Source organism: Neobacillus vireti, assembly GCF_036962345.1.
Lineage (GTDB): Bacteria > Bacillota > Bacilli > Bacillales > Cytobacillaceae > Neobacillus > Neobacillus vireti_A.
On the sequence record NZ_JBALNB010000019.1, the window covers coordinates 1 to 25,982 of the forward strand.

Here is a 25,982-nt window from a genome sequence, read left to right on the forward strand (position 1 = left end):
AGGGTTTTGTCCCAGCCTCTGTTTCTTTTAGCTTCATGTAATGATTGGGGATAAACAGTGACGAGTATTAATATGGTTTGGTAACTTTTTTAGAAATCCTTCCACCATTTATACTAGATCCCCTTTTCGACAATATTCTTACTACCACAAAGGTATAAACATTGGTGTATCAGTGTTTTAAGCAATTCTAATCAAATGATTGATTAAAACGAATTCTACCAATTAATCGTTTAATTAAAATATGCATAAGCCCTTTTGGCAAATGGATTTATGCCTATTTTCAAGAGAATAAATTGTCATTAAAATTATCTACTTCTTAGAAATAATCTTCAAAACTGACAATAGAAACTAACAAAATACACTTTCATACAAATATATACAAGATGTAATCCTAACTAATCGTTTGTTTAAAAGTGGAGTAAACCATTTAGAAAAAAGGATTTTCACTTATTTCCTTGAAAGTTTTTTGTCGAGAAAAAACACCTTTATTTTCGTTTATTAACCTTATAGGAATTAAATCTTTTTATAAAATGAACCCTGAGTTCATCATAAGATAAGATCAGCCCACCGATGTCTTTTATTTTCTTTCAATGAATTATCCTCCAGATTAAGTGAGTGTTTTAGACATATCAAACATAGGTTTAAATCCAAGATTTTCATAAATCCTTTTTCCGTTAGAACTAGACCATAATCTTGCTCGATTTGCTCCTTTTTCTTTTAGCCATACACAAACCTCATCTACCAATTTATGAGCTAACCCTATATTCCGATGATTTTCTAAGGTATAAACTGTTATTATCCAACCAAAAGGGCTTTGTTCTTCTGCAAGTGGATAAGAATACTCCATTCTCATTAGACCACCTGCACAAGCAACAATATTCTCATTCTTATCTACTGCGATTCGAAACATAAGATTTCCTGCTTCATTTTCTTTTACAAATAGTTTTTTTACTTCTTCAACCCTTTGATAATCTGGTTTAGGTATTCCATCTATTTCTCCCATTTCTGTTGCCATCATGAACCAATAATCTGCAATTATATCAAATTCGCCAAAACTTGCCCTTCGAGTTTCATACATATGTTAACCACCTATCTCAATTTATATATTTGACTTTAATGTTTACCTATCCTACCATTTTTTTCAAGAGAAAAATGAGAAATGTCAAGGTATAGCAGGGTATGTGAGCAAGAGAAAGGCAAAAAGTAAAACAAAAAAGACAGCTAAATGCTAAATAACTGCCCCTTTAATGGAATAAGAAAAGTCGCCAAAATAACAGCTTCAGTTCTTCAAGTCTAGTACCGTTTACATTATTATTTAGATTTCCATTCATATTGAATATCAGGTAAATTCTCTTCATTTTCGTGTCCTCTACCAATGATTTTAAATCCATTCTTTCCATAAAATCGTTGTGCGTTTTCATTTACTTCAAATGTATATAATGTTAATCTCCCGCTTGATTGTTCTTTTACCTTGTTAAGTAACGCTTGGCCTATACCGATTCCTTGATAATCAATATGAATATAAAGTTGGCTTATCTCCCTTTCATTATAGGCAATCATGCCAACTACTTTGTCATCAATTAACGCTAAATCTATTTGAAACTGTTCTGGTAATATATGATTTAAGAAATTTATATGATTTTCAATACTATGAATTTCTTTCTGACCAATAGCTCGTTCTTTACTATCTCTCCACATTTCCACTGTCTGTTCAGCATAAGAAGGAATATACGGAGTTATTATGAATTTGTATTGGTTCACTACAATACCTCCTTTAGATTTATTTATTGATTGATATGTTGTTTCCTATCTTTAAAATCGATAAAGTATTACACGATAAGATTATTTTATTTTGTAATATTACTTTCCTGCCATCTTCTTTCAATATCCTGTCCCTTTAATAAAACTAGCAAAAAAGCCGCCAAGTGGCAGCTGAATCTTGAACTATTTCTTCCCAATAGTTCAAGTGTAATGTTTCACAATTTCATCAAAAAAATAATAATGGCAAGAAAATGTCACAGGAAGGATTATTCTTCCTTAACGTCACCATTGTTTAAATGGATAAATTTCCAATTTTAAGGGTCCCCCCTGCTATTTAATCAAGGACGTCTCCCCTTTTTCATCAAATGCATGCTTAAAATCAAATGCAAAAGGAGTGGGCCCATGTTGAATATAATAGTTATATCTCTCGAAAGCCTCTTCCCAAGAAACATCCTTCACCTTCTCTGTCCACCACACTACATATGAAAGGTGTTTCTCTTGATAAGGCTCCACCCATCTGCTCCTATTTCGCAACGCTTGGATATGCTTGCCTGAATAAGTAAATTTATATAAGGAGTCAAGGCTTTTCCATACCGATAGAGTCATAACTGGGTAACCTTCCCCTTTAGCTTCTTTAGGGAATGGCACTCCATCTGATGAAAACTCCTCAATAAGGTGTCCTGAAACATATGCCTGACGCATTACTTTATATCCCATTTCATAAAATTCACGAGAGGCGGGGTGATCATAGGGGTACTTTAGCCTACCAACAGTATAGATCGAAACTAATGCCATAAACGCCCTCCATCTAAATTCTTCTCCTAAAATATATTCAAGTAAAGATTGGAAAATTCCTTCTTTCACTAACCCCGTCAGCACAATAAGAATAGGAGCTGCCGCTGCAACTCCTTATTTTTCACACAAGCACCCTTTAGCTAAAGAAGGAATACTTCGAATCAATAAAAAAACACCCAAAAGTTGATTAGGTATTTGGCAGAATTTATTTATTAATGATAATTGAGCAAGCGTTATAGGCTTAATGCCTGTTTATCACTTGTTTTAAATCTAAACTCTCATTCACTTTATACCATTATTTACTAATATAATTTTAATGATCCACCACTCTACTTATACTGCAAATTTTTTCCAGTTAACATTCTTTGTTTACCGGGTACATCAAATAACGTTGTTTACTCAAACCAAATTACATATTCTACATAGAATATTTTTAGGAGGACGATCATGTTTGGATTTGCAGACATAATAAAATTTCTAATCTCTTTTTTCGTAATTCTGCCTATCGTTACTCTTATTCATTTATGCGGGCATACTTTTTTCGTTACGCTTTTCAGAGGATCAGAGAAGAAAATGATAATCGGATGCGGGCCAATGGTATTTTCCTTTTGGAATATTGAAGTTAGGAAATACTACTTCTGGAATGGGGCCTGTGAGTTTAAATCGTTAAGGCATGATAACCGTGTCACGAATACCTTAATATACCTTGGTGGTTCTTTATTCAACCTGATAAGTATTTTTCTGGTACACGCCCTCATTTCTCAAGGAATTCTAGATAAGTCAGTTTTTTGGTCTCAGTTTACCTATTTCTCATTTTACATTCTGTTTTTCTCACTATTTCCAATGCATTTTTCAGATGGTTCGCCCAGTGACGGGAAGGCGGCAGTACTCGCATTAAAAAACCAGGATGAAAGCAAATTAAGTGATGATATTCAATTCAGGAAAATGGAAGATCAAAATAAACCCGAAGAACGATCCAGGGATTGTAATAAGTAACCGATTTTTTGGGCTACGATTGTGGAACAAATCTATGATACAAGAATATTTAGGGAGCGACATATTCAAGTTAGTGACACCGTTATCAAATTCTTCTGAGGATTATTCAAAAATGGACTTTATTCCCTAAACTTTAATTTTAATTAGCCGATAATATAGGATATATTCTTCTTTTGAGGTGAGAAAAATGAAAATGAACCTAATAAAACATTATCATAAATTACGTTTTAATTACTTTTACCAGCTTTATAATGATTGTTTAGATTCTAGCTTAAAACAAAAAATTTTAAAGATGGCAATTTATCATCGAGAAAGATTTTTGAGTGCTGACTAATGGAACTCATATTCTCGATAATTGAGTTTTTATTAAGGAATGTTTTAAAAAAATCCTCCTTTTGGGAGGATTCCATAGCCACGGGGGTAGCCACGGGGACGGTTCTTATGGTTAGGTATATAACCTTAAATTGGTTTAACGAGCAATATCAATCACATTTTGTGATGTCTTCTACAGGGCATGAAATTATTTTCTACGAACATCGCAGAGGTATAGTAAAATTGCTTCTCACTACTATGTAACCATACATATCTTTATACATTGGGGTCACTTATTAGGTGGGCGTCCATCTCTATTTCCTAATAACCACCATTAAAAAGCCATCAGAACCGTCCCCTAGGTCCTTCCTATTTCATTAGATAATAACTTTCTTCTCGGTACATATGATCCGCCATTAACAGCGCAAATGTTCCTAATGCTTGATTACTTAGTTCTAGTTCTTCCAGTTCTGATAGGAAATTTTGAAATAGCTTAATTTCTAACTCCGCATCTTTAGTCATTTTTTTCAACGCTGGAAAGACTGTCAAATTGGTTCGTAAATACCCTGCTAGCTCTACCGCTTTTAGGTAAAAACCTTCAAAATCCTTTTTAAATCTGTTACTTTTCTCTTTTAATTTTTTTCAACTCCATCCAAATTGGAGTATATTGCTTAAAATGTCCCGCAGCATCCAATAACCATAAAAGATGATGATGGAGTTCATGGTAAACGGGAGGCACTTGCCCCGCTTTTAAGTGTTATAAAATTCTTACATATTCCTCTAATTCATTTACCTTATGGTTAATAAAAGTAGGTGAAAGGTGAATCTTAATTTTTCCGACAAGATGCTTTCTTAATAACGCTAATTTGAATTTTCGTAATTTTAGTACCTCTACTTCTGCTTCAGCGGTTAACTGCGTCAATTCAGAAGAATTTGATTGATCTAAAAGTGTATTAAATGTATGAATAAAATTAGCTGTCTGCTCAATCTCAGCTTTTTGAACAGGAGCAAGAGCTTCATAAATAAACCTAGAATGATCACCTAAAATCTGCAGCCAAAATCGGTGTTCAAATCTTGCATTCCTTTCAAATGCTTCATTCATGTATATCCCTCCTAGGAAAAAAATACCCACACAAATTCATATATATTCACGTAAAGTGCTCTTATGATAAAAGGAGTAAAATCGGGTAAGCCCCTACCAAAAAGTACTACTGCCAAGAGATGTTTAACATATTTAGATTCATAAATGTCTATTTTTCGGAGGCTTAACCACTAACCGATAGTAAACACCAAAAAGGATACCTTCATTTTAAAGGTACCCATTAGATTACGGAAAGCTAGTTTACTATTTTTTATACCAATTGGATTCTATTTCAACACCTGCATCTTTTAATAAGTTATAAACAGGGCATCTTTTTTCTACTTCTTCTTTTAATTCCTCAACCCTTGAATCACTTTCTTGAGTTTCAAGGATAACGTCAAAACTCACACTTTGAAAATGTGGTGAAACCCCTTCAACTCCCATTAATCCTTGTAGATCGAGTGTTCCATTATTTTTAAAATCTCCCCCTTGAAAAGAAAACTTCTTTTCTTTAGAAATTAAAGCAATCATAACGGAAGTACAGCTAGTCAATGCAGCTAATACATACTCAACAGGATTGGGTCCTTCGTCTGTTCCACCTAGACTTTTCGGTTCATCAACGATTAATTTTGAAAAATCTCTAATTGAAATGGAAGTTTTTAAGCCGCTTTCCCACTTACCACTTGTTTCTACCTTTAACAATTGAGCTTTAGACATATTAACACCCCTAATTCATAGTATTTTCATAGGTTTAATTATATATTAAATATTCAAAATTGTAAAACTCTTTTTATTTTAATAAGGTTATCTTCTGTTCACAAATTGGTTCGAAGCCACGGAAGCCACGGGGACGGTTCTCATGGTTCGATTATGGTTAATTATCTCTCAATCTTAAAATGATCCAATAATCATTACCGCCCACATTTTATGAAGGTTACTACCTAGACTATTTAGCTCATTTCTAGCAACCTCGAAGAGGTATAGTAAAATTACTTCCCACAATTATGGAACCATACTTATCTGTATTTTAGTTTCGTTTATACGGGGGCACTTACAAAAAAATTAGGTCCCCACCTCTATTTCCTAGTATCACCAAAAAAAATGCCATCAGAACCGTCCCCATGGTCTTTTCACGGTCTTTTAACCGCTTTCATTATTAAACCGTCTCCTGCCCTGACTGTAAGATTAAAATTATTTTGAGGTGAAAAGAGAATGAAAAAAGGCCAAATTGGTGTGCAAATGATGATGTTGAAAGATCAAGTAGCTGAATTTGGGATTTATAATGTTTTAAAAAGAATCTATGAAATTGGCTACAATGCCGTTGAGGTCTCACAAATAGCTATGACTGAAGAAAATATACAAGAGATGAGAAGGGCCATGAGTGATTTTAATATGAAAATTGCTGCCATGTCCTGTGGTGTTGCAGATATATCTGAGGAGCAAAAATATCCTGGGGACACCTTAAAACACGACTTTGATAAAATTGTTAAAGATTGTAAAGCCGTTGATTGTACCATTTTGCGTATTGGTATGTTGCCGGTTAACTATATGGGATCAAAAGAAAAAGCATTAGAATTTGCATCCATTTGTGAAGAATATGCAAAACGGCTAAAAAAAGAAGGAATTGACCTTTACTACCATGCTCATAATATGGAATTTGCCCGTTATGACGGACATTTTATGCTTGACTTAATGCGTGATAATACAGAATATCTAGGATTTGAGTTGGATGTTCACTGGATTTGGCGAGCAGGGTTGAATCCAATAGACATTATTCCTCGTTATGCCAATCGAATCCGTGCCATTCACTTAAAGGATTATCGTGTTGGAGAAATAAATATGGACAATTATCTTGGGGAAGGCATGCAAAAACTGTACTACATGCTTCATCTGATTACTCAATTTGCTGAAGTTGGCGAAGGAACCTTACCTATAAAAGAAATTATCGAAACTGGTTTAGCTAGTGGTAGCGAATATTTCTTCGTAGAGCAAGACGAATTATATGGGAAAGATCCATATGATTGTTTAATTACGAGTCGTAATAACTTAATTACAATGGGATATGAAGACTGGTTTTAAATCCCAATATTACTTGCAAGTTTAATATTAAGGTTTTTTCACTTTGGCATAACCCCTAATTTAAATCAAGAAACGGAAAAGCCCAATTTCTCTTTTTAATTTTGCAGAGAAGTTGGACTTTTTCATATTGGAATTACCATAACGTTGTAAGTAGAACTTCAAGTTCTTCTGATTTGAGTTCGTTATAACAATTCGCACACAAATTCTTCTCCACCCTTTTTTACTTGATCCCCTTCTCGACAATATCCTTCCCACAAAGTAGGGCTAAACTTAGGTATGGCAGCATTTAAAACGATTCTAACCAAACGATTGGTTAAAACCAATTTAACTAATTAATCGTTTGGTTAAATTGCTCATAGGCCCTATTATTGAATGGACTTTTCCCTAACTTCAATTAAATAAATTGTCGTTTAAAAGTTGTGGTTGTTAGGAATCGTCTTCAAAACTAGCAATAGAAACCAAGTTAATACATATTATTACAAATGTAAACAAGTTGTTATACCAACTAATCGCTTGATTAAACGTTCAGTAAACCCTTTAATAATGGACTTTTACCTGTTTTCTAAGAAAATTTATTGTCGAGGAAAACTCTTGTATTCTTCTGGTACACACCTCGCACGAACCGCCCCGGTGGTAAGGTAATGCCAACCTCGAAGAGGTATAGAATAAAAGCCATCAGAACCGTCCCCATGGTCACACATGGTCACCCATACTCAAATATCCCCTTGTCAAGTATGGCTTCACCAGTATCCGAGTTTACCAACTGAAAGTATACTCCGTTATCTGCTTTCCATCCGGCAAACTGGACTTTTGTGCCTGGGTAGCAAATACTTCTCATTTGTGCGGAGATTCGATTCATTCTTTCTGGCTCATTTGGAATAATGGCTTCAATACCCATTCTGCATGCAAATCCCAGCGAACATAATCCCTGCATAAAAGGAGCCTTAAAGCCTGCTTCTTGTGCTAGTTCTGGATTTACATGTATATGATTGGTATCTCCTGTAAGACGATAAAGAACGTTCTGAATCTCGCTGATATGATCAGAAACAACATAATCTGGTTCAGTTTCAGGAATTACGACCATACTCTTAGGAGGTTTTTCTCCGCCAAAGCCTCCCTTAGCAAAAATGACAGTGCTGGAATTGTTCGTGCAAATCAGATTTCCAGCTTCATCGTAAACCGGCAATTGCGTTTTTACAATAATGCCCTTATCCTTCCCACGATCATAGATATTGGTTATCCTATCTTCAAAAACAAGAGAACCTTTAATTGGATCAATGGGTTTATGCATGATTAATTCATGCTCCATGTGAAGGAAGCCTGGCGATACGCCTAATTCCCTTTGTAATGCTTCGATGACAATAAGGGATGCTGGATATGGAGTTGGTCTTTGAGGTGTAGTATTAACTGCGTTCCAATAAGGAATTGCTCCGTATGTTGGAATAACCTTCATGTTTTTTTCATAATAGTAGTTTAGATCTTCTTTACGTGCACCTACTGCAAGTGCATAAAGGGCAATGTCCCTCCAATTGTATTCCAATTTCCGCAGGCCCGCACTGGCTCCAATATATTTTTCAACATCCATAATTTCCCTCCTCGTATATTAGTCGTAAGAAATCTTTCTCTATAAATGTCCTCAATTCCTTCTTCAATAAAATTATTTAAATGACCGCTCTCCGAAAAGATTACGGTTCTCCTGGCTCTTTTTGAGGTCAGTGTGACCACCAGAACCGTCCCCATGGTACCCTTGGTGCCTTTTGTAATACACACACTACAAACAAAAGATGACTAATAATAAATGTGCCATTTAACTACTAAACTTGTCCCTATCAAAAATTACGATTTTTTCATTTAATATATTATATTGGAGAATTCTTTTAAAAGGTTGTGTTTAATATGGCCACATTATGTACGGGACCATTTCTGGTTCCCAATCATACATGCAACGGAAATCCTGTAAATTTCTTTTTTATAAGCTTTACAAATTTGAGTAATCGAAGGTTAACGGCAACAGTAAAGATGGACCATGTTTTCACCCATCCGAATCAGCCTCAGTCACCTTGTATTCCGTTACATCCACCAGCTTCAATCAGAGTGGAACCAAATTCAGCAGTTATGCTCTCTCATTCAGTTTTCCCTTCCATGCCAATTAGCAACAGTAATACGTTGTCAAACGCCCCACACATATTGATTGTTACAGTTAGTGGAAACGTAGATAAATCAAGAGATTTGATTCAAGTGTGTGTCACAGGTGGTTTTTCATCTGATGGTGGCAGTTCACTGTCTGAGGCAGAACCGACGATGTTCTTCCGACATGATGACTTCATAGTAGTTCATCATGGTGACCTCCCTCTTCCTCCTCACCATCCTTTAAAACCTGATAGTTCCGCATAGTAGTACTATATATGTACTTAATTAATGAGGAGAATTACTTGATCCTTTATGAGTTTTTTGAAAGGAAATCTAATCACCTAAAGGCGCTGAAATTGAAGTTCAAGCTGTCATCTATTGGCAGCTTTTCTTTTTCCAGTAAGAGGGGGATTTGATTGGAGACAGACTTTATTGTTATTCAACTAAACTTGCTAATGGATAGTCCAAGTACAGCTTGTACAGGTTACAAGCAGGTGTCTGCTTGTTTTAATTATTTACGGTGTCCATCTATTTCCTAATGCCACTAATAAAAAGCCATCAGAACCGTCCCCATGGTCACACATAGTCACCAGAATGTTTGAAATTTCATAAGCGATACTTATTGAATGTCATCAAAACATTATAATAACCTTATGGTATAAATTCGTTCGGTTAGCATAGAAAGTAATAAAAGGTTTACTATCCCAAAACATCATCAGCAAGCATTGCAACAATACTATCTAAATCTTCTTCAGTAGCCATTCTAAACCTTATTTCTGCCTCCAATCAAATCCCCCTCTTACTGAAGGAGTGAGAACATCAGCTTCTGTAAGAGGTAAGGGTATAGGTACTGAACTTGTAAAATGGGCAATTCAACGTGCAGAAGAACGTGGTTGTCATTTAGTACAACTGACAACTGATAAAAAAAGACCAGATGCGTTAAGGTTTTATGAACGGTTAGGTTTTAAAGCGACGCATGAAGGTTTAAAGTTGAAGCTTTAATATTTTTTATTAAACTATTACGGACTTTAGCAGAACAGGTTTTTCAGGAGACAGACTTTATTGTTATTCAACTAAACTAGCTAATGGATGGTCCAAGTACAGCTTGTACAGGTTACAAGCAGGTGTCTGCTTGTTTTAATTGTTTACAGTGTCCATCTATTTCCTAATGCCACTAATAAAAAGCCATTAGAACCGTCCCCATGGTCCTTCCTAGTCTATGCACACCCTCTACTCTCAATGAAAAGAAGCGTATCAATTAGAAGGGGTTTCTCGCACCGTGAGGTGCGAGAAACTCCTTCCTTTGCCTCCTTTTCTGGACTAACCAAAATAGGATACTTCTCACCTTTTTTACTAGTTCCTCTATTCGACAATATCCTTCCAACAAAAGAGAATTAAACCTTGGTGCAGCAACATTTATAGCCATTCTAATCAAACGTTTGAGTAAAACAAACTCAACTATTTAATCGTTTGATTAAATTTCCGATTAGCCCTTTTAACAAACGGATTTTCACCTGTTTTCAAGAGAATAAATTGTCGTATAAAAATGGTGATTATTAGAAGTTACTTTCAAAACTGACAATAGAAACTAACAAAATACAAGTTCTTACAAATAAAACAAGTTATTCTACCAATTAATCGTTTGATTAAAAGTGGTCAAATCCTTTTGAAAAAAAGGCTTTTTCCTGTTTTCAAAAGGATTTATTGTCGAGGAAAGGCACGTGAATTTTCTATTAGATATAAAAAATACAATGCTCCTAATTGATTGCTGGGTACTTCTAAATGTTTGTCCTTGACGACAAATAGATCATAGATAAAAGTATTGAATCCAGGAACAACCATTTACACCAAAATCAATTTTATGCTTTATCCCCTTATAAAAAGCCACCAGAACCGTCCCCATGGTCTTCTAGATTTATATCAATCTACAATTATTATTGAAGAAGCTACTGAATATATTCATTTGACCCCAAATAATCCTGCGTATATCTACACTTCGGAAAACTACTACACCCATAAAAGTCGCCCCTCTTACCTCTTTTTAATAACAACGGGCTGCCACATTTACCACATTTTAACTCATGATTGATTGAAACGGCCTGAATGCTCGTTGCAGCGACTTGACTTTGACTAGTGCCACTTAAGACAAGGATATAATCAATTAATTCATCACGATTCACGAGGGCAACGTTGCCATTCCGAGCTAGTTCTCTTGCTGCTTTTGTAAAATAGCTGTTGGAAACAACCCACGCTTCATCTGCTTTATAATAAGATCTAGCCCCCATTACTTCTTGAACCGCTTTTATTCCTACATCCTTCGAATATCGCTTTGCTTGAACAACAATCTTCTTCCTATCCTTCTTAAGCAATAGATCGGCCCCAAAGTCACCGCTTGCATTTGTTACTTCTACTGCATAGCCTCTAGACAGATAAAGCTCCTTTAAATAGTATTCAAATTGGATCCCATCCATCAAATCAATATCCTTGATTCCAGACATCCTTAGCCGTTCCTTTTCCTTATTACTTTTTAAAACAGCAAAACCAATCGTGGCAAAAATAGCAATAATGACAACCGCCCCTGTTAAATATATGTTCCTAGTAAAATAATAGGATATCCCTGCAACTATCAGTATAATTGCTTGTAAACCCTGTTCTAATTCTTTTTGCTGTTTTTTCGTTCTCCTTTTACCCAACATCCATTCCCCCATTAATCCTACATACTATAACTATATCTCTATGATTTACAACTACTTCCATTCTACCATTTTCCTCCAAGCACAACCTTACCATTTTCGACAAATTCCAGCTAAATTCTTCTTAACTAATCATTTGATTAAATGTTGGATAAACCCTTTTGAAAAGAGAACTGTGGACTGTTTTCTAGAAAATTTTTTGTCGAGGTTTAGAACAGGTATTTAAGCTAGGGGACGGTTCTCGAGTTCGATTCTGGTCAGGTATTTCCAAATGGTTCAATATCAAAACCGACTACATTGTATGATGACTGAAGCTATAGTTCTTTAATCTAGTTTCCTTATACACATTGGTGCCATTTACTAGGTAGTTGTTCCATATTTGTTTCAAACACTACTAATAAAAAGCCAGTAGAACCGTCCCCATGGCCACCCCAATATTTTAAAATTTTTGAGTCAAATACGATATTAAGGGGAATCGGATTTTTATTCCTCTTATTGAATTACCTTCCAGATTCAACAACACAAAAAGGAAGGTGTCATTCCCCTTCCTTTTTCCCCTTGTGAATATTTAGTTGACATCTTGAATATTCAGCTAGTGTGTTTCATCTTTAATCCTTGCTCTACCGTCAGATTTCCTGCCCGCTTTAATTTCCCCCAACCGACCCGGGTTCCTTTTAGGGCAGCAAAAATAGATTTCCACGTTACCCATAGCAATAAGTAGCGGTAGAGAATTCTTTGCAGGAACAGGGAAATGAGAGGTTTAAAGCTTAACTTCTCCATCCTAAAAGCAATTATGCAAATAAGGAAATCGACCAAAAAGTAACTGGCAAAAATCATTAATGTTTTTTGGGCATCCCCTGCCAGAATTCCTAAAATAAACAATAAATCTAAAAGCGGAGCATGGAAAGGAACAATAAATTGAAATAGAAGCATATTAGGGAGGGCAATGAACCCAAGGGATTTATGCTTTACTCCTCCAAACAATTTCTTATGCTTCCAAAAACATTGTAAAGTTCCAAAAGTCCATCTGAACCGCTGTTTTAGGAAATCTCTAATCGTTTCCGGAGCCTCCGTATAGGCATAGGCCTGTTCATCAATCACAACTTTATAGCCTTGGCGGAGGATTTTTAATGTCATGTCAGTATCTTCTGCAAGAGTATCATCGGTAAAATAGCCTAGCTCTTCAACCACCTGTTTGCGCCACGCCCCCAAAGCCCCCGGGACGACTGGGACACAATTAAGAGAGGCAAAGGCACGCTTCTCGAAGTTAAATCCAGTTACATACTCAATATGCTGCCAGGAGGTTAACAGGTTTTTCCTGTTCCCCACTCTCACATTCCCGGATACCGCCGCAATATTTTCATCAGCAAAGTGCCGAATAAGCATTGAAATTGAATCAGGAGGAACAATGGTGTCCGCATCAATCGCAACAAGAATGTCCCCCTTTGCCTTCCTGACTCCCAGATTGATAGCTGAAGCTTTTCCCCCGTTCTTCTTGTGGAAAAGAAGTACCTTTTTATTAGCTTCGTAATCTCGGGATACTACCAAGGAAGTTTGGTCTTTGGATCCATCATCGACCACAATAACCTCTAGGTTTGGATAATCGCTTTTAAGAATTGACTCGATGGTTCTACCTATGACCTTCTCTTCATTGTAAGCCGCAATAATGACACTAACAAACGGAGTAGACTGCCCCACAGGATGACTGGCATGTTTTTTATGTTTAAAAGCGAAACTGCCCAGAACCAAAATGCGTAGAGCCAAAATGAACATCACACTGTAGAGCAAAATGGAAATACCCTCTTTAAAGTTTGCTATACTGAACAGCATTACTTTAAAGCTTTGTACAATCGGATTTTCCACATCTTTGACAGGGGGCATGATAGTACCTTTGCCTTTATCCATTAGATCGCTGACCGAAACAAAGTTATATCCTTTATTCTGTAACTGTTCGATGATTTTAGGCAGTGCCTCAACGGTCGCCTGCCTATCTCCGCCGCCATCGTGAAGTAAAATAATATCGCCGCTTGACGCCTGATTCAATACATTCTCGACAATGGCCTCACTATCACGCAGCTTCCAGTCCTTTGAATCGATATCATAATTGACGGTGACGTACCCCATTCGGGTGACGTCCAATAATTTTTGAAAATGTGATGGCATATACTTTGCCTCTTCATCTCCATATGGGGACCGATACAAGGAGGTGGTTCGTCCAGTAATTCCTTGAATAATGCGTTGAGCACTATTTAGCTCAAACTTTAACTCCGCATCGGACATTTCAATTGTTTTTGGGTGGGAAAACGTATGGTTGCCAATCTCATGGCCATCCCGATAAATTCGTTCAACAATATCTTGATTGTGGATTGCTTTATTACCAATGACAAAGAACGAAGCCTTAACTTGGTATTGTTTCAGGATCTCTAGTATTCGTTCCGTATATTTAGGATCGGGCCCATCATCAAAGGTTAAGACAATCTCTTTATCCTCAGGTTGGCTTAAACGCTCAAACTCGGATGATACTGGGTTGGCAATATAGGTTTCACCCGTAATAAAGCCAGAGTCATCAAACCGAAGGCTGCGTTCCCCCTCCTTCCAACTCTCTTTTGCCCGGTAAATATTCCCTTCTCCTGTGCTGTAAATATTTCCTCCATTCTTGACAGTAAGCAATTCTTCCATTTTATGCCCTTTAAGAATATCCCAAATAGATGGATCCTCCGATCCGAGTCTCCAGAGTGCAATTCCCTGCGCCCCAGCCTCCACAGACATTTTCAATTGGTTGTAGAAGGTTGCACTGTCCAGGAACCATATTTCATGCACTTTGTTGTTCTCCATATATTTAAGATAAGGAGTATGGCTCATATCATCCCATTGGATGTTCAAGTTGGCTTTTTCGGCCAGTCTTGTGACGTCATCAAAGGAAACGACTTCTCCCGGCTGCTGGCTTTCCCATTCCCAGTCATATCCATAATTTCCAAGTGCAACGATCAGCTTTTCCTTTGGTAATTTTGAGAGAATCTCTTTAAACCAAGATGAAGAAGCAATGGTGCCTGGATTGTTCACATTCTCATCGTAAGCCATGACAATCATCTGATCAACGTGCTTTTCCAGCTCTTTGTAATCAAATGCCTTATTGGCAGCCGGTACATCAATGGAAACAGAGAGGCCGTCAGCATGAAAAACCGTGTACAGCTCCTTTATAAACTGGGTCAATAAATCCCGGTCATTCTTGTTTAGATTCTCAAAGTCAATATTGATCCCATCAAAGCCCTGCTGTTTTATTAGTTCATGCAGTTTTTTTATCAAATTCGCTTGTTCTTCAGGAGAATTTAAAAGTTGATGAACTGTCTCCTGATTCCACTTGCCATTTTGTATGTTATGAATTAACGGTACGATCTTAACATCATTCTTTTTGGCGAGCTCTACTATTTCCGGCTGAATGCTGCTTTCAAGTTCCAGATCAGCATTTAAACTCAACCATTGCGGGATTAGAACATCGATTGTATCAATATTTTTCGTTAACGATTGTTTACTGTTGCTGTCCCAATTCACATAGAATGCGAAAACATCATCCTTATAGGCAACTTCCTGCTGGAGAAATTTCCCATTACCATCGGTATTTGCAGATGTAACCTGTGGGGAAGTCATGGTTTCAGATGGACTGATGTGTGAAAATTCATCCGTTTCTTTTGTCTCCAATTTAGGAAGCTGAGGATTCGCATAAAGACCTAAACCAGAGAAAAAGAGCACCAGACAGAATAGAATAGCTAGAAGAGCAAAGAAAATAATCAGCAGATTCCACCGTTTACTCGATTCACTTTCAAAAATAAAATCGTTTTGGCCGGGCTCAAGATGCATATGTATTTTATTATTATTACTTCGGCTACGGAAGGTTCTTTTTTTCACTTTATTACTTCCCTCATATCATTTTTTATCTCGTATAAGAAGGACTTCCCAAAATCCTCCATATCGCTATTTAAGCAACCAACTTTGCTCAAACTTTCACAATTAATGTAGCTTTAAATTTTTAAAGGAAACCGCTGATAACCAAAGTTGTATATTCTACCAGTATTCCAATCCATTATAAGAGTAACAAGAGGATTTACAAGAAGAAATAAGCTAATCTATCTAATTTTCGCCGACATCACCACTTCAAAGTAATCTCCCCTGCATAATTACCTAAAAACGAATGATTTATTTACCTATTTACCTAGTTCTTTTGCCCTTTTCATATCCTAACTATGAAAATTCAAGTGGAATACAGCCATTATTTCAGTAAAATAACGCTCCTTAATGTTTTTGTAATAGAACATTAATATGGCAGAAATGTTTTGATAATACAAAAGGTTCCTCCTGACTAGGTATATTCTACTGATTAAGGGGCTTTTTTGTCATTTTGTCGCTTCTCTAGTTATTTTGTCGAATACAAGTATATTTTTTTAGATGCTAAACTAAAAAGAGATTACTGCAAAGGAAGTGTTTGAATGGAACAGGAACGCATATCCCCGCCTCCGAAAAAAAGGAAGCTGGGTTTAAAGATAACTATTGGAGTCATTTTCCTTCTTATTATTGGTGCAGGCGCATACGGATTTTCCGTTTATAACTCTGTTGCCGGTACGCTCCAAAAAACACATGAACCACTGAAACGCTCGGAATCAGAGCAGCGTGTTGTTAATTTAGCAAATGGAGATCCCATTTCCATATTATTATTCGGGGTGGACCAGCGTGAGGGAGACCGTGGGCGTCCAGACTCATTAATTCTATTAACGGCAAACCCAGGAGATAAATCTATTCAAATGGTAAGTATTCCTCGTGATACATACACCGAAATTATCGGCAAGGGAATAAAGGATAAAATCAATCATTCGTATACATACGGTGGAGTTGATATGTCCATTAAAACTGTAGAAAATTTTCTAGATGTCCCGATTGACTACTACGTGGAAGTAAATATGGATGGTTTTAAGGATCTTGTAGATGCCGTTGGCGGTGTGACCGTGGATAACACATTGGACTTTTCCTATGAAAGGGCAGATTTCCCTGTCGGTCAACTGGAATTGAACGGTGAAGAAGCATTGAAGTATTCTCGTATGCGTGCTTTTGACCCACAGGGTGACATAGGCCGACAAGAACGCCAGCGTAAAATCATTCAAGCTTTCATCAAAGAAGCTGTACAAATCGAAACTCTTACAAACTACGGAAGCATCTTAGAGGTAATTGGCGATAATGTAAAAACAAACTTAACGTTTGAGGAAATGAAAGAAATTCAGGCAAACTATGCCGAAACACGGCACAACCTTGAACAAATCCAAATAAACGGTAGCGGCAAAGAAGAAAATGGTGTCTACTACTACATTGTCCCTGAGGCAGAGCGAACAAAGCTGTCTGAGACGGTTAAAAAGCACTTGGATATTCAGTAGTTTATGCTTTTACTGGAGAGAATAACTTAGGATAAAAAATTTAATCATTCACTGAAAAAACAAAAGTAAAGGAACCTATGCTTATATAGCCTTAGGTTCCTTTCAAAAAACCCCCATGGAAAAATTACCAATTAGCCCTCGACCGAAACCGTCACACACGAAACTCCTCAAAGTTCTTTTCAAACTCCTCAACCGGACATGGCCCTCTGAAAAGATAGCCTTGAATGTGATAGCATTGATTTTCACGAAGAAACTCCAATTCATCAAGTGTTTATATCAATAGGTTATGCTTGTTTAAGTGATTTTCATTGCGTGTTATTCCTATAAATAATGATACCAAACCTTTTGTAAGTCAGATGATATTAAAGTTATCATTATAATCCATATTTATTTATTGACTCATACAATTCCAACGCATCTTTTATTTGTTGGATTTGCTGTTTAGATAAAGTTTCGTCTCTTGAGTTTGTATCCCCATCAAACCGAATAGTTACTGACCCTGCATTAGCAATTTTTTTCAAATCATTTTTTAAATTTGTTTTCAATATACTATTCATAAGTACCCATTCATATATTGAACCCCAGCCAACTTGGGAATCAGCTTCTCCGAATGAAAGTTCCCAGCTAAAACGTTCACCATCTACATTAAAACTAATTCTGTCCATAAAAATCCAATCATCTTGACTAAACCCTGTAGCAATTGAAATAGCTGAAATACCGCTGTCCATATTTTTTCCACTAAATTGAATTATAGGAAAGAAAATAAAGCCCCCTTGCGGAATATCAAGAACAAAAGGATTCACCCCCCTTGGTGCAATACGAGTTAAGTCATCCATTGAGTCATAGTTACTGCTCATATTTGCTAGTAACTGTTCTCTTCTCTCCCTTTTTTGCTTCTCTTGTTCGCCTTTAATTTCAGTTAGCAGGTTTCCAATTTCTTCAGTTGGTTCAATAAGAGTTTTTAACGTCTCTAGTTCTTTAATAGCATTATCATATTCTTTGTTCGTTCTATATCCATTTATATTTTTCATGCTTTCAACGTAGTATAATTCCCCATACTCATCTATCATAGTATTAAATGAGTCATTTTCCTTTAGATACTTTTCGTGTTTCTTTAAATCTTCCAAAGCAATTTTCACCATACCGCTCTCTTTCTTTTTTATCGCTTCTACCTTAACTTGTTCTAAAAGTTTAGACTTTGTATCACTAATGTATTCCTGAGCCTTTTCATATTTTACATCATCCTTTATTACCTTTAAAAATTCATCAATAGCATAGTCATATTTTTTATCTTTAACAAACTTTTCTCCTTTAACAAATGCTTCCCTAGAAACAATAAGCTCTTTCAATGTTTCTTTTGCCTTATCCACCTTTTCAGAAACTCCTGAAAGTCTTAAAGAATCATAACCGTTAAAGTTTTTATTTACCTCCTTAACACTAACTTCATCATTCTTAAAATTTTCTATTAAGCTTTCAATTTCAGTCGATATTTCTTTTTGAATTTTACTCCTAACCTCTTTTTTTTCATCCGCGGACAATTTTTCATTTTCAGTAAGTTCCTCTAGCCTTTTTTCCGCCTGTTTATAATCTTCACTTTCAACTAAAGTAATAACTTCTTTTGAATTTTTACTGACTGCTGAACAACCACTTAATAATGTTGCAGATAAAGCGTACGCAATAAGAACTTTCCCTACCTTCACCACCATAAGACCCCCTACTTAGTGCCTAGTTATATTTCTAATCTTAACATAAACTACCAGTATTTATATGATTTTACTATAACTTGAAAATAAACAAGTTTTACATTTACGAATTGTTTAATAGACCATTAGTATATATATTCATATCAAAAAAATATCATCCTTTCCGCAAAAAGGTAACAATCTACTTACAATAATATCCCTTATAATATTCTTCTCCCATATTTATCTATCCTGACTCAATAGTGCTATGAGAAGTAAAAAGAATCAGAGCTAATTAATCTCTGATTCTCCATAGCACTACTTATATAAGAAATCACAAAGGCATAGCAATTTATTAGTATGTTACGTCAAATTGGAAAGGCTGAAAGTCAAGTTCATATTTTTCTGATGACCCCTCAAACATTATCTTTAATGTGCCTGTCTCGGGAACTTTAGGGAAGACAACTATTCCTTCTGATTTTACCCCTGGTAAAATTTCAGATTGTACTTCCGTATATCCGGCATCGTAATTATCCTGAGTTTCTAGCTGTTGATTTCCTGATACTATTTTACTATTAAAGCTGTAAAAAGAGATATTTCTATCACTGTTGTTTGTTATCGAAACATGTAATCTTGTCTCACTTTCAGCAATTTCAATTTTTCCTAAATGTAATACATACCCATGCTGATTAATATCCTTATTCACCTCTACAGTTTTAAGCGCAGGAGCGAAGGCTGTTGCATAATCACTAAGTTCAATTTTGTCAGCAGTAATAACTGGGGCAGTCACGGTGCCACCTAGTGCATTTTCACCTTTAAAAACGTCTTTTACTACTCCAGATACAAAGATAATATCGTCTGTTTTTACATCTAAATTTGGATCAGCAATAGCAATAATAATATTTCTATCCATATTGTTATCCGCATAGGCTTGGAGATATGTACCGTCTTCATCTTTTTCTGGCTCTATAAATATTTTTGCATAAAATTCGACTTTAGACCTTTTATACTTCTTGGGGTCAGAGAACATTTTATAGAATTCATCTTTTGTTAAAACCTTTGCTGCTTCTTTACTACCAGCACTCTCTTCCTCACTTTTCCCTTCTTTTTTCGCATTTGAAGAACTCTCTGATGAACAAGCAGCTAAACTGAAAATCATAAATAGTGCAAGTAAACTTAATAAATACTTTTTCAAAAGAATAACCCCCATATAATATTTGTCTCTACGAAATAATAATATCACATTTTGTAATTTTTGGGAGATAGTAGTAAATATATCATATAGAATATTTGTGAAAAATTCCCTACACTTCTCTCCCTTCAGTACTTTTACCCCATTTATTTTAAGTAAAAAATGACATAATAGTAGCAAATAAGGTAATATTTTACTATAAAATATTAGTTCTACGAAACGGAGGTAATATGGTGTGCAAAAATAGGATGTTGTTTAAAACACTAGTATTCATTTTACTAGCTTTGGTTACAACTGCATGTGAGGCAGGATCAGATGCAAAAAATGTTAGTAGCGATAACAAAAGTGAAGATGTAGTTAGTGAGAATAAAGTTAAAGATAAGAGTCAAGTGGTAGTAGCAGAGACTGTGACAACGACCATAAATTACGAAGAAAAGTTTACAGCTTATTTGAAAGACAAAAACATTAGTTTAAAATCACGAGATGTCTTATTTGATATGCAAAACACATTGAATCAGCCATTTGCCATAATGGGGAAAGCAGAATTAGACATCTATTATAATTATGGGTTTCGCGATTTTGAGAAAACCCATTTTGCAGTTTCAATCATCGATGAAGGAGCAGGTTATTCTGATCGCTGGGTGTTATACTTTGACCGTGAAGAGTTTAATGATTTATTCCAAACACTAAAAAAAGGAGGAATATTTGTTATTGCAACTGGAGTAATACTGAAAGCACAGTATCAAGATGGTCAGGATGAGTTGGCTCTAGGTATGGATATCGCATATGAGGCTAATTCAAAGTCTGTATCTTCCGAGGACAATAGTTCTGTTATTGATGTCGTAAAGGAATACAAAGAGCAGAAGGGTTTAAGTTTAGTAGCTATTGATGTTTTATATGATATACAGAATCATCTAGACAAACCGTTCCTCATATCAGGAAAGGCCAGCCTTGATACATATTACAATTACGGATTTCGCGCACTAGAACAATCTCATTTTGCTATTGGGGTATGGGATGAATCGACTGATGAAAAATGGGTCGTTTATTTTGACCGCCAAGAATTTTCTGATGTGTTTGATATGATGAAACAGTCAGATCAATATGTAACAATAACTGCGATGATCCCTTCTTCTCAATTTGAAATAGGTCAGGATGAGTTAGCTCAAGGATTGGACATTATGCTTGGGACAGGATATTAATTTAAATTAAAGTTGATTTTGAAATGTATATTCAGTACAGACGAATTAGAAATCGAGAGCCATTACCATAAGGTAGTGGCTCTCTTCTCTAAGATTTGTAACTAAACTCTCAAAATAATAAACACGATATGCCTCAGCAATGTTTTATTTAACAAATCCCCAGGTTTGTTCATTGTCCTGGTCTGCATAATCCTTCAGGCTGCTTTTTTAGTTTCATGCAATGATTGGGCCAGAAATTATCTTTTTATAAACAAAATATCTTTCAGGTGTGTCTCCTAAAAGATCAAAGGTTAAGGTTAGGGTTTCTTAAGCAGTCTGTACTTTCTTTCCTTCTTCTACTTTATAGCAACAATTAGTTCACCATCAAGAAATAATGGAGTAAATACGGCTTCGAAAAAATAACGCGCCAATTTCACGCACTATTCCCTTCAAAACAATTCGTACCATTTCAAGAAATATTTCCATGATGGTCTCCTCCATCTTAAACAGAGAGGTGATGAACAAACAACCCTAACAAGCTGCATTTCCATTCTATCATTGTTTAACTATCTACCAACCTATCAATCCCGATAAAATTCGGGCACTGACAGGCACAAAAATACAAAAAACGCTTTCAAAAATCTCTTTTGATGGCGTTTTTTGACGTTTCGTATTAAAAATGCTCTCAAAAATAAAAAAACGCAGTTCGATTTATTCAGCCAATCTCGTTATTGTAGAGGTGCCGGTCGTGAGCCCTCACATAACATAAATCCCTCACGAAGGAAAACGTAAACAAGGCTTTGAAATGAAAGGGTGTTATTAATCGTGAATATAAAATCTGGTAACACGAGGGAATTTAAGCAGTTTTCGCAATTCAGTTCCCTTCAGGAATTTAATCATCATATGGAAATGTGGTTAGTAGAACACAAGCAAGATTTTACCAAAGGGGAACTGGTCGGATTAAAAAGGCTCGTGCGGTTTGCAGCCAAAATTCCCGGCGTTTGCAATGCCAAAATTGGGACCCTTTTAAAATCAATTCACGACCACTGCCATGATAATGGCATATCAAGATCTACCTTTAAACGAATGATTTTGAAAGCAAAAGGATTTGGGATCATCGCAGTCTTTGAAACAGAAAGGAAGAACGGCTCGCAGTCTAGCAATTTATATCAGTTTAATCGTTTTCCATCAAATGAACTACCCAAAGAGGAAAAAATGAACCACCAAAATAAAACTAGTAATCTTATTAAAACAAATAATCAAAAGATAAATAAACGTTACGAAGAACCGTCAATATTAGATTACACGTATGTAAGCAGCCGGGTTCCACAACCCTTTATCGAGCTGGTAAAGTGCTTTTTCTCCGATGCAAAAACCATTGAAGAATTTTGGCAGATGGTACAAATTTCTGCTTTTCGCTTTGAGTGTACAACTGACAAAGAAAATGTACTAGACATCTCGATCCAAGCCTTTCGACAACTGATTCGAAAAATAAAAAAGACCAATCTTGTAAGAAATCCCGTCGCCTACTTTTATGGAATCTTAAACAATAAATTCATGAAAATCTATCTAGAAAAAATATCTGCCGTGGGGATTAAAACGCAAATATCCCATGCTTTCATCGATGGCATAGACCCCGACTGGGATTGGCTGCAGCCAAATGAATAAAGGATGATTAACTTTTTAGAACACGAAAGGAACCGATACACAAAAAACTGTCGTAATTTCGACAAAATACACCCGAAATATGGCGAAACCTGTTCACTATAGTCTGCAGTAAAAAAGCCTTATTTACCGTTTAATAGATTTATAAGGTAACCGCATACATTGCATCTCTAATAGCAGGAAGGGGACCTTTTTCAAACCTATTATTCAAAAGGAGTGGAGAACCGTTAATAATTTCTATATTAATAAGAAAGTAATACTTATGATGGGTGAATATGATCGAAACGGGAAACTATGTTCCAGGATTATGGTAGAAAAAACAACTTTACTAGTGGATAGAGCGCCACTAAATGTACTAGATGATACATTAAATTACATAGGCTTTGATTTACGGGGAGCAATGGCAGGAGCAAAATTTATTCTTAATAAGAGTGTGAAATGTCCAATCATTGTGAATCCGTATCAAAGCGTTTGCCTTTTTCCAAGCAAATCACCACAAAAACATGACTGCATCTGGTTTAATCCTGAACATATTATCAATACCAAAGCAATTGGTAACAAGACAGAGGTTGCATTAAGCAATGGCCATTTCATGATTATCGATGCAAAATTAACTGCCTTTAACAATAAACTCCAGACAGCCAATCAATTAAAACGCCTTACAACGGAAAGAGGAATTCAATCTAGTCCCCTCCTTTTTTATCTGGAACCGCCCAATAAACATCAGCAGCTTCTTAAGGAGAAATCAGGCAAGTATAATTTTAATATTTTAGAAGAGGAAAACAAAAAATAGAAATATATGTTCGTTATCTACTATTCAAAGGAGGTGTTCCCTGGTGGATTATAATTCACACCTAGATTTTGGAAAGGCACTAAAAAGACTGCGAAAGGAACGGAAATTATCACAAGAGAAACTTGCGGACCTTAGCGGGCTAGATCGTTCCTATATTAGTATTCTTGAAAGAAATCTTAAACTTCCTAGTTTATTTACCATATTAGCACTTGCTTCTGGGCTTGGTATAAAAGCTTCAGAATTTATTATGGAAATGGAAAAAATCCAGTATTTGATAGAGTGAATGCATCGTCGTTCTAACATACAAGGAAAGTATTCACTCCTTAATAATAGATTGCAAAATATTAAATAAAAGTAGTCTGGCAGCGATTATTCTGATCAAGATTACTACAAAACCCCCAAATTTGTGAACCCTGAAAATTTATTTATTAAAAGAGCTTGTTTGTCGTCTATAGCCCGTGGAGATATAACACCCCTAGTTATGTAATGGTTTTAAAAAGGAGAATTTCCTTGAAAGAAAAGACCATTTACATAGGAAAGGTGCTTAGAACCTTACGTATAGCAAAAGGCTTGACTCAAGAAAAACTGGCGAATGAAATCAACTTAGATCGTGGCTTTATAAGTGAGCTTGAAAGAAACAAAAAAGCTCCATCATATTATACTATCTTTAAACTTGCTAAAGGCTTAGGCATGCCACCTGAAGAATTTACTAAAAAGGTAAACGAAAGTTTAGATTTTGACAGCATGCTCGAACAGGAGTTCACTAGTCCAAAAATGGACAAATGAAATTACGATGACCATTCCAACTTTTTTAAAAAAATAAGATTGAGAGGTAATGGAACAAATACGATTAAAGAAAGATGTGTGGAATTAACCATTAAAGACTTGCGTAAGAGTATGGAATTTTCAGAGGATGATAAAGGGTTTAGGTTGAGGAGAATAAAGGAAGGCGTTATTCTCCTTCGGTTTCGTGTGATGGCAGACAAGCAAATTTAAGAGATAATCAAATTTCTACAATAGTTCACTCTTATCTGTTCCATAGTCCCTTCATAATACTCCGATAGACTATCAAAGATGGGACCATAGCATTTTGGATATTATCAGTCAGTTACTAAAATTATTCTTACGAAATATTAGGGTCGGCAGATGAACAAGAAGAACATTGAAATTGTTAAATTGGATATTTGGAGAAAGTTCGAGAGCAATGGTCAATTGTATAATGTAGAGATTTTCCATTATATAGATGGCTCCATCCAAGCATTTGCCAATAAAAGACCAGGTAAAGTCCAAAATCTATCAGAAGAGTTTCCAATCGGTATCGGTCGTGATGATCATAATCCAACAAGGGCTGCTATTCAAGCTATTAAGAACATATAACATCCATTACAAGCATTACAACTGCTGAGCGTTCCTCCAACTTCAGGGTTTAATTGAAAACATAGGATAAAGAGACCATTGAGGGAGTAGTATGTATTTGGTTCGAGTAAATAACAGAGCCATTTCGTTATTGCTTCTCTCAAAACTATGTTTCATAAAAACCCTTCTACACTTTTTATTAGGTCCTCTTTTCGACAATATCCTTACCATAAAGGAAGATTAAACTTATATTTGACGGCATTTAGAGCAATTTTAATCAGACGATTGATTAACGAAAATAAGTTCAATTAATCGATTAATTAAAAAGCACGTAAGCCCTTTAAACAAGCGAATTTTCGCCTGTCTTTTTAAAAATAATTGGCGTAAAAAAGGTGTTGTTGGTAAGAATCATCTTCAAAACTGACAATAGAAACTAACAAAATACATAATCATACAAAACGAAACAAGTGACCATACCAACTAATCGTTTGATTGAAGGTGCAGCAAACCCATAAAACGAACGGACATTTACCTGTTTTCCGGAAAATTTATTGTCGAGGGAAACTCTTTTGTTCTTCTATACAACGCTCCGATTCTGGATGATTATGATCCCTCTTTATTCTTATGATTCAATCCTATCAGGTACTGGTATTCGTTTGGTCCTGTTTTTGCTGAATGCGTGGCTATCTTTATATTCCATTTTAATCTTTTTTCTAGGTATTTAAATTTTTAACATTTAAAATGGATGAAAGCTCTATATAAAAGGAAATACAGCATTAATCAAACGCTTGATTAACACTTTTCTCAACTAATCAATCATTTGATTAAAAGTACTGAAAACCCTGT

19 protein-coding genes and 2 pseudogenes are annotated in these 25,982 nt (G+C 35.7%); 11 read left to right on the top strand and 10 right to left on the bottom strand.

All coding sequences use genetic code 11. From position 1 onward, the window contains the following. Nucleotides 1-607: 607 nt before the first annotated feature. From V7108_RS21940 to V7108_RS21950, 3 genes are all read right to left on the bottom strand, one after another. A complete protein-coding gene (locus V7108_RS21940; protein WP_335569417.1) occupies nt 608-1,078 on the bottom strand; it encodes a GNAT family N-acetyltransferase in 471 nt (156 codons plus the stop codon). 233 nt (nt 1,079-1,311) lie between these two features. After that, nucleotides 1,312-1,761, bottom strand: coding sequence for a GNAT family N-acetyltransferase (locus V7108_RS21945; RefSeq protein ID WP_335569418.1), 450 nt, complete (start codon nt 1,759-1,761; stop codon nt 1,312-1,314). Nucleotides 1,762-2,091: 330 nt separating this feature from the next. After that, entirely contained in the window at nt 2,092-2,556 is a 465-nt protein-coding gene (locus V7108_RS21950; RefSeq protein WP_335569419.1) for a DUF3291 domain-containing protein, read from the bottom strand. Between the two features lie 447 nt (nt 2,557-3,003). Between V7108_RS21950 and V7108_RS21955 the strand changes: the two genes are divergently transcribed. Beyond that, the gene (locus V7108_RS21955; protein WP_335569420.1) at nt 3,004-3,552 is read left to right on the top strand and encodes a hypothetical protein; all 549 of its coding nucleotides are present in this window, start codon (nt 3,004-3,006) and stop codon (nt 3,550-3,552) included. A 681-nt stretch (nt 3,553-4,233) separates the two neighbouring features. On the opposite strand, the pseudogene V7108_RS26955 reads toward V7108_RS21955, so the two are convergent. Beyond that, a pseudogene (locus tag V7108_RS26955) lies at nt 4,234-4,966 on the bottom strand (DUF2935 domain-containing protein). Between the two features lie 243 nt (nt 4,967-5,209). Continuing rightward, nucleotides 5,210-5,662 carry an OsmC family protein gene (locus V7108_RS21970; RefSeq protein ID WP_335569422.1) on the bottom strand — a complete coding sequence of 151 codons (453 nt, stop codon included), beginning with the start codon at nt 5,660-5,662 and terminating at the stop codon, nt 5,210-5,212. 495 nt (nt 5,663-6,157) lie between these two features. On the opposite strand from V7108_RS21970, the gene V7108_RS21975 reads away from it, so the two are divergent. Further along, a complete protein-coding gene (locus tag V7108_RS21975) occupies nt 6,158-7,024 on the top strand; it encodes a sugar phosphate isomerase/epimerase family protein (protein ID WP_335569423.1) in 867 nt (288 codons plus the stop codon). Between the two features lie 703 nt (nt 7,025-7,727). Here V7108_RS21975 and V7108_RS21980 read toward each other — a convergent pair. Continuing rightward, the gene (locus tag V7108_RS21980; RefSeq protein WP_335569424.1) at nt 7,728-8,609 is read right to left on the bottom strand and encodes a MaoC/PaaZ C-terminal domain-containing protein; all 882 of its coding nucleotides are present in this window, start codon (nt 8,607-8,609) and stop codon (nt 7,728-7,730) included. 311 nt (nt 8,610-8,920) lie between these two features. Between V7108_RS21980 and V7108_RS21985 the strand changes: the two genes are divergently transcribed. Both V7108_RS21985 and V7108_RS21990 read left to right on the top strand, forming a co-directional pair. After that, nucleotides 8,921-9,418: a hypothetical protein gene (locus tag V7108_RS21985; RefSeq protein ID WP_335569425.1), complete on the top strand. Its 498-nt coding sequence runs from the start codon at nt 8,921-8,923 to the stop codon at nt 9,416-9,418. A 537-nt stretch (nt 9,419-9,955) separates the two neighbouring features. Continuing rightward, nucleotides 9,956-10,156 (top strand): annotated as a pseudogene (locus tag V7108_RS21990) (GNAT family N-acetyltransferase); the annotation flags it as partial. Between the two features lie 944 nt (nt 10,157-11,100). Here V7108_RS21990 and V7108_RS21995 read toward each other — a convergent pair. Both V7108_RS21995 and V7108_RS22000 read right to left on the bottom strand, forming a co-directional pair. Continuing rightward, nucleotides 11,101-11,847, bottom strand: coding sequence for a restriction endonuclease (locus V7108_RS21995; RefSeq protein ID WP_335569426.1), 747 nt, complete (start codon nt 11,845-11,847; stop codon nt 11,101-11,103). Between the two features lie 588 nt (nt 11,848-12,435). Then, nucleotides 12,436-15,753 (bottom strand): glycosyltransferase, encoded by a 3,318-nt coding sequence (locus V7108_RS22000; protein WP_335569427.1) that lies wholly within the window; start codon nt 15,751-15,753, stop codon nt 12,436-12,438. Between the two features lie 578 nt (nt 15,754-16,331). On the opposite strand from V7108_RS22000, the gene V7108_RS22005 reads away from it, so the two are divergent. Then, complete coding sequence (locus V7108_RS22005; RefSeq protein ID WP_335569428.1) at nt 16,332-17,267, top strand: LCP family glycopolymer transferase; 936 nt, start codon at nt 16,332-16,334, stop codon at nt 17,265-17,267. Between the two features lie 374 nt (nt 17,268-17,641). On the opposite strand, the gene V7108_RS22010 is transcribed toward V7108_RS22005, so the two are convergent. Continuing rightward, a complete protein-coding gene (locus tag V7108_RS22010) occupies nt 17,642-18,970 on the bottom strand; it encodes a hypothetical protein (RefSeq protein WP_335569429.1) in 1,329 nt (442 codons plus the stop codon). Nucleotides 18,971-19,304: 334 nt separating this feature from the next. Further along, nucleotides 19,305-20,144, bottom strand: coding sequence for an LptM family lipoprotein (locus V7108_RS22015; protein ID WP_335569430.1), 840 nt, complete (start codon nt 20,142-20,144; stop codon nt 19,305-19,307). Between the two features lie 230 nt (nt 20,145-20,374). On the opposite strand from V7108_RS22015, the gene V7108_RS22020 reads away from it, so the two are divergent. The 6 genes from V7108_RS22020 to V7108_RS22045 all read left to right on the top strand — a co-directional run bounded on the left by V7108_RS22020 (nt 20,375) and on the right by V7108_RS22045 (nt 25,157). Then, entirely contained in the window at nt 20,375-21,343 is a 969-nt protein-coding gene (locus tag V7108_RS22020; protein WP_335569431.1) for a hypothetical protein, read from the top strand. Between the two features lie 804 nt (nt 21,344-22,147). Next, nucleotides 22,148-22,990: a hypothetical protein gene (locus V7108_RS22025; RefSeq protein WP_335569432.1), complete on the top strand. Its 843-nt coding sequence runs from the start codon at nt 22,148-22,150 to the stop codon at nt 22,988-22,990. A 238-nt stretch (nt 22,991-23,228) separates the two neighbouring features. After that, nucleotides 23,229-23,780, top strand: a complete 552-nt coding sequence (locus V7108_RS22030; RefSeq protein ID WP_335569598.1) for a competence protein ComK — start codon at nt 23,229-23,231, stop codon at nt 23,778-23,780. Nucleotides 23,781-23,823: 43 nt separating this feature from the next. Next, nucleotides 23,824-24,063 (top strand): helix-turn-helix domain-containing protein, encoded by a 240-nt coding sequence (locus V7108_RS22035; RefSeq protein ID WP_335569433.1) that lies wholly within the window; start codon nt 23,824-23,826, stop codon nt 24,061-24,063. Nucleotides 24,064-24,290: 227 nt separating this feature from the next. Further along, nucleotides 24,291-24,566 carry a helix-turn-helix domain-containing protein gene (locus V7108_RS22040; RefSeq protein ID WP_335569434.1) on the top strand — a complete coding sequence of 92 codons (276 nt, stop codon included), beginning with the start codon at nt 24,291-24,293 and terminating at the stop codon, nt 24,564-24,566. 360 nt (nt 24,567-24,926) lie between these two features. Then, nucleotides 24,927-25,157, top strand: coding sequence for a hypothetical protein (locus tag V7108_RS22045; protein WP_335569435.1), 231 nt, complete (start codon nt 24,927-24,929; stop codon nt 25,155-25,157). The last annotated feature ends 825 nt before the right edge of the window (nt 25,158-25,982 follow it).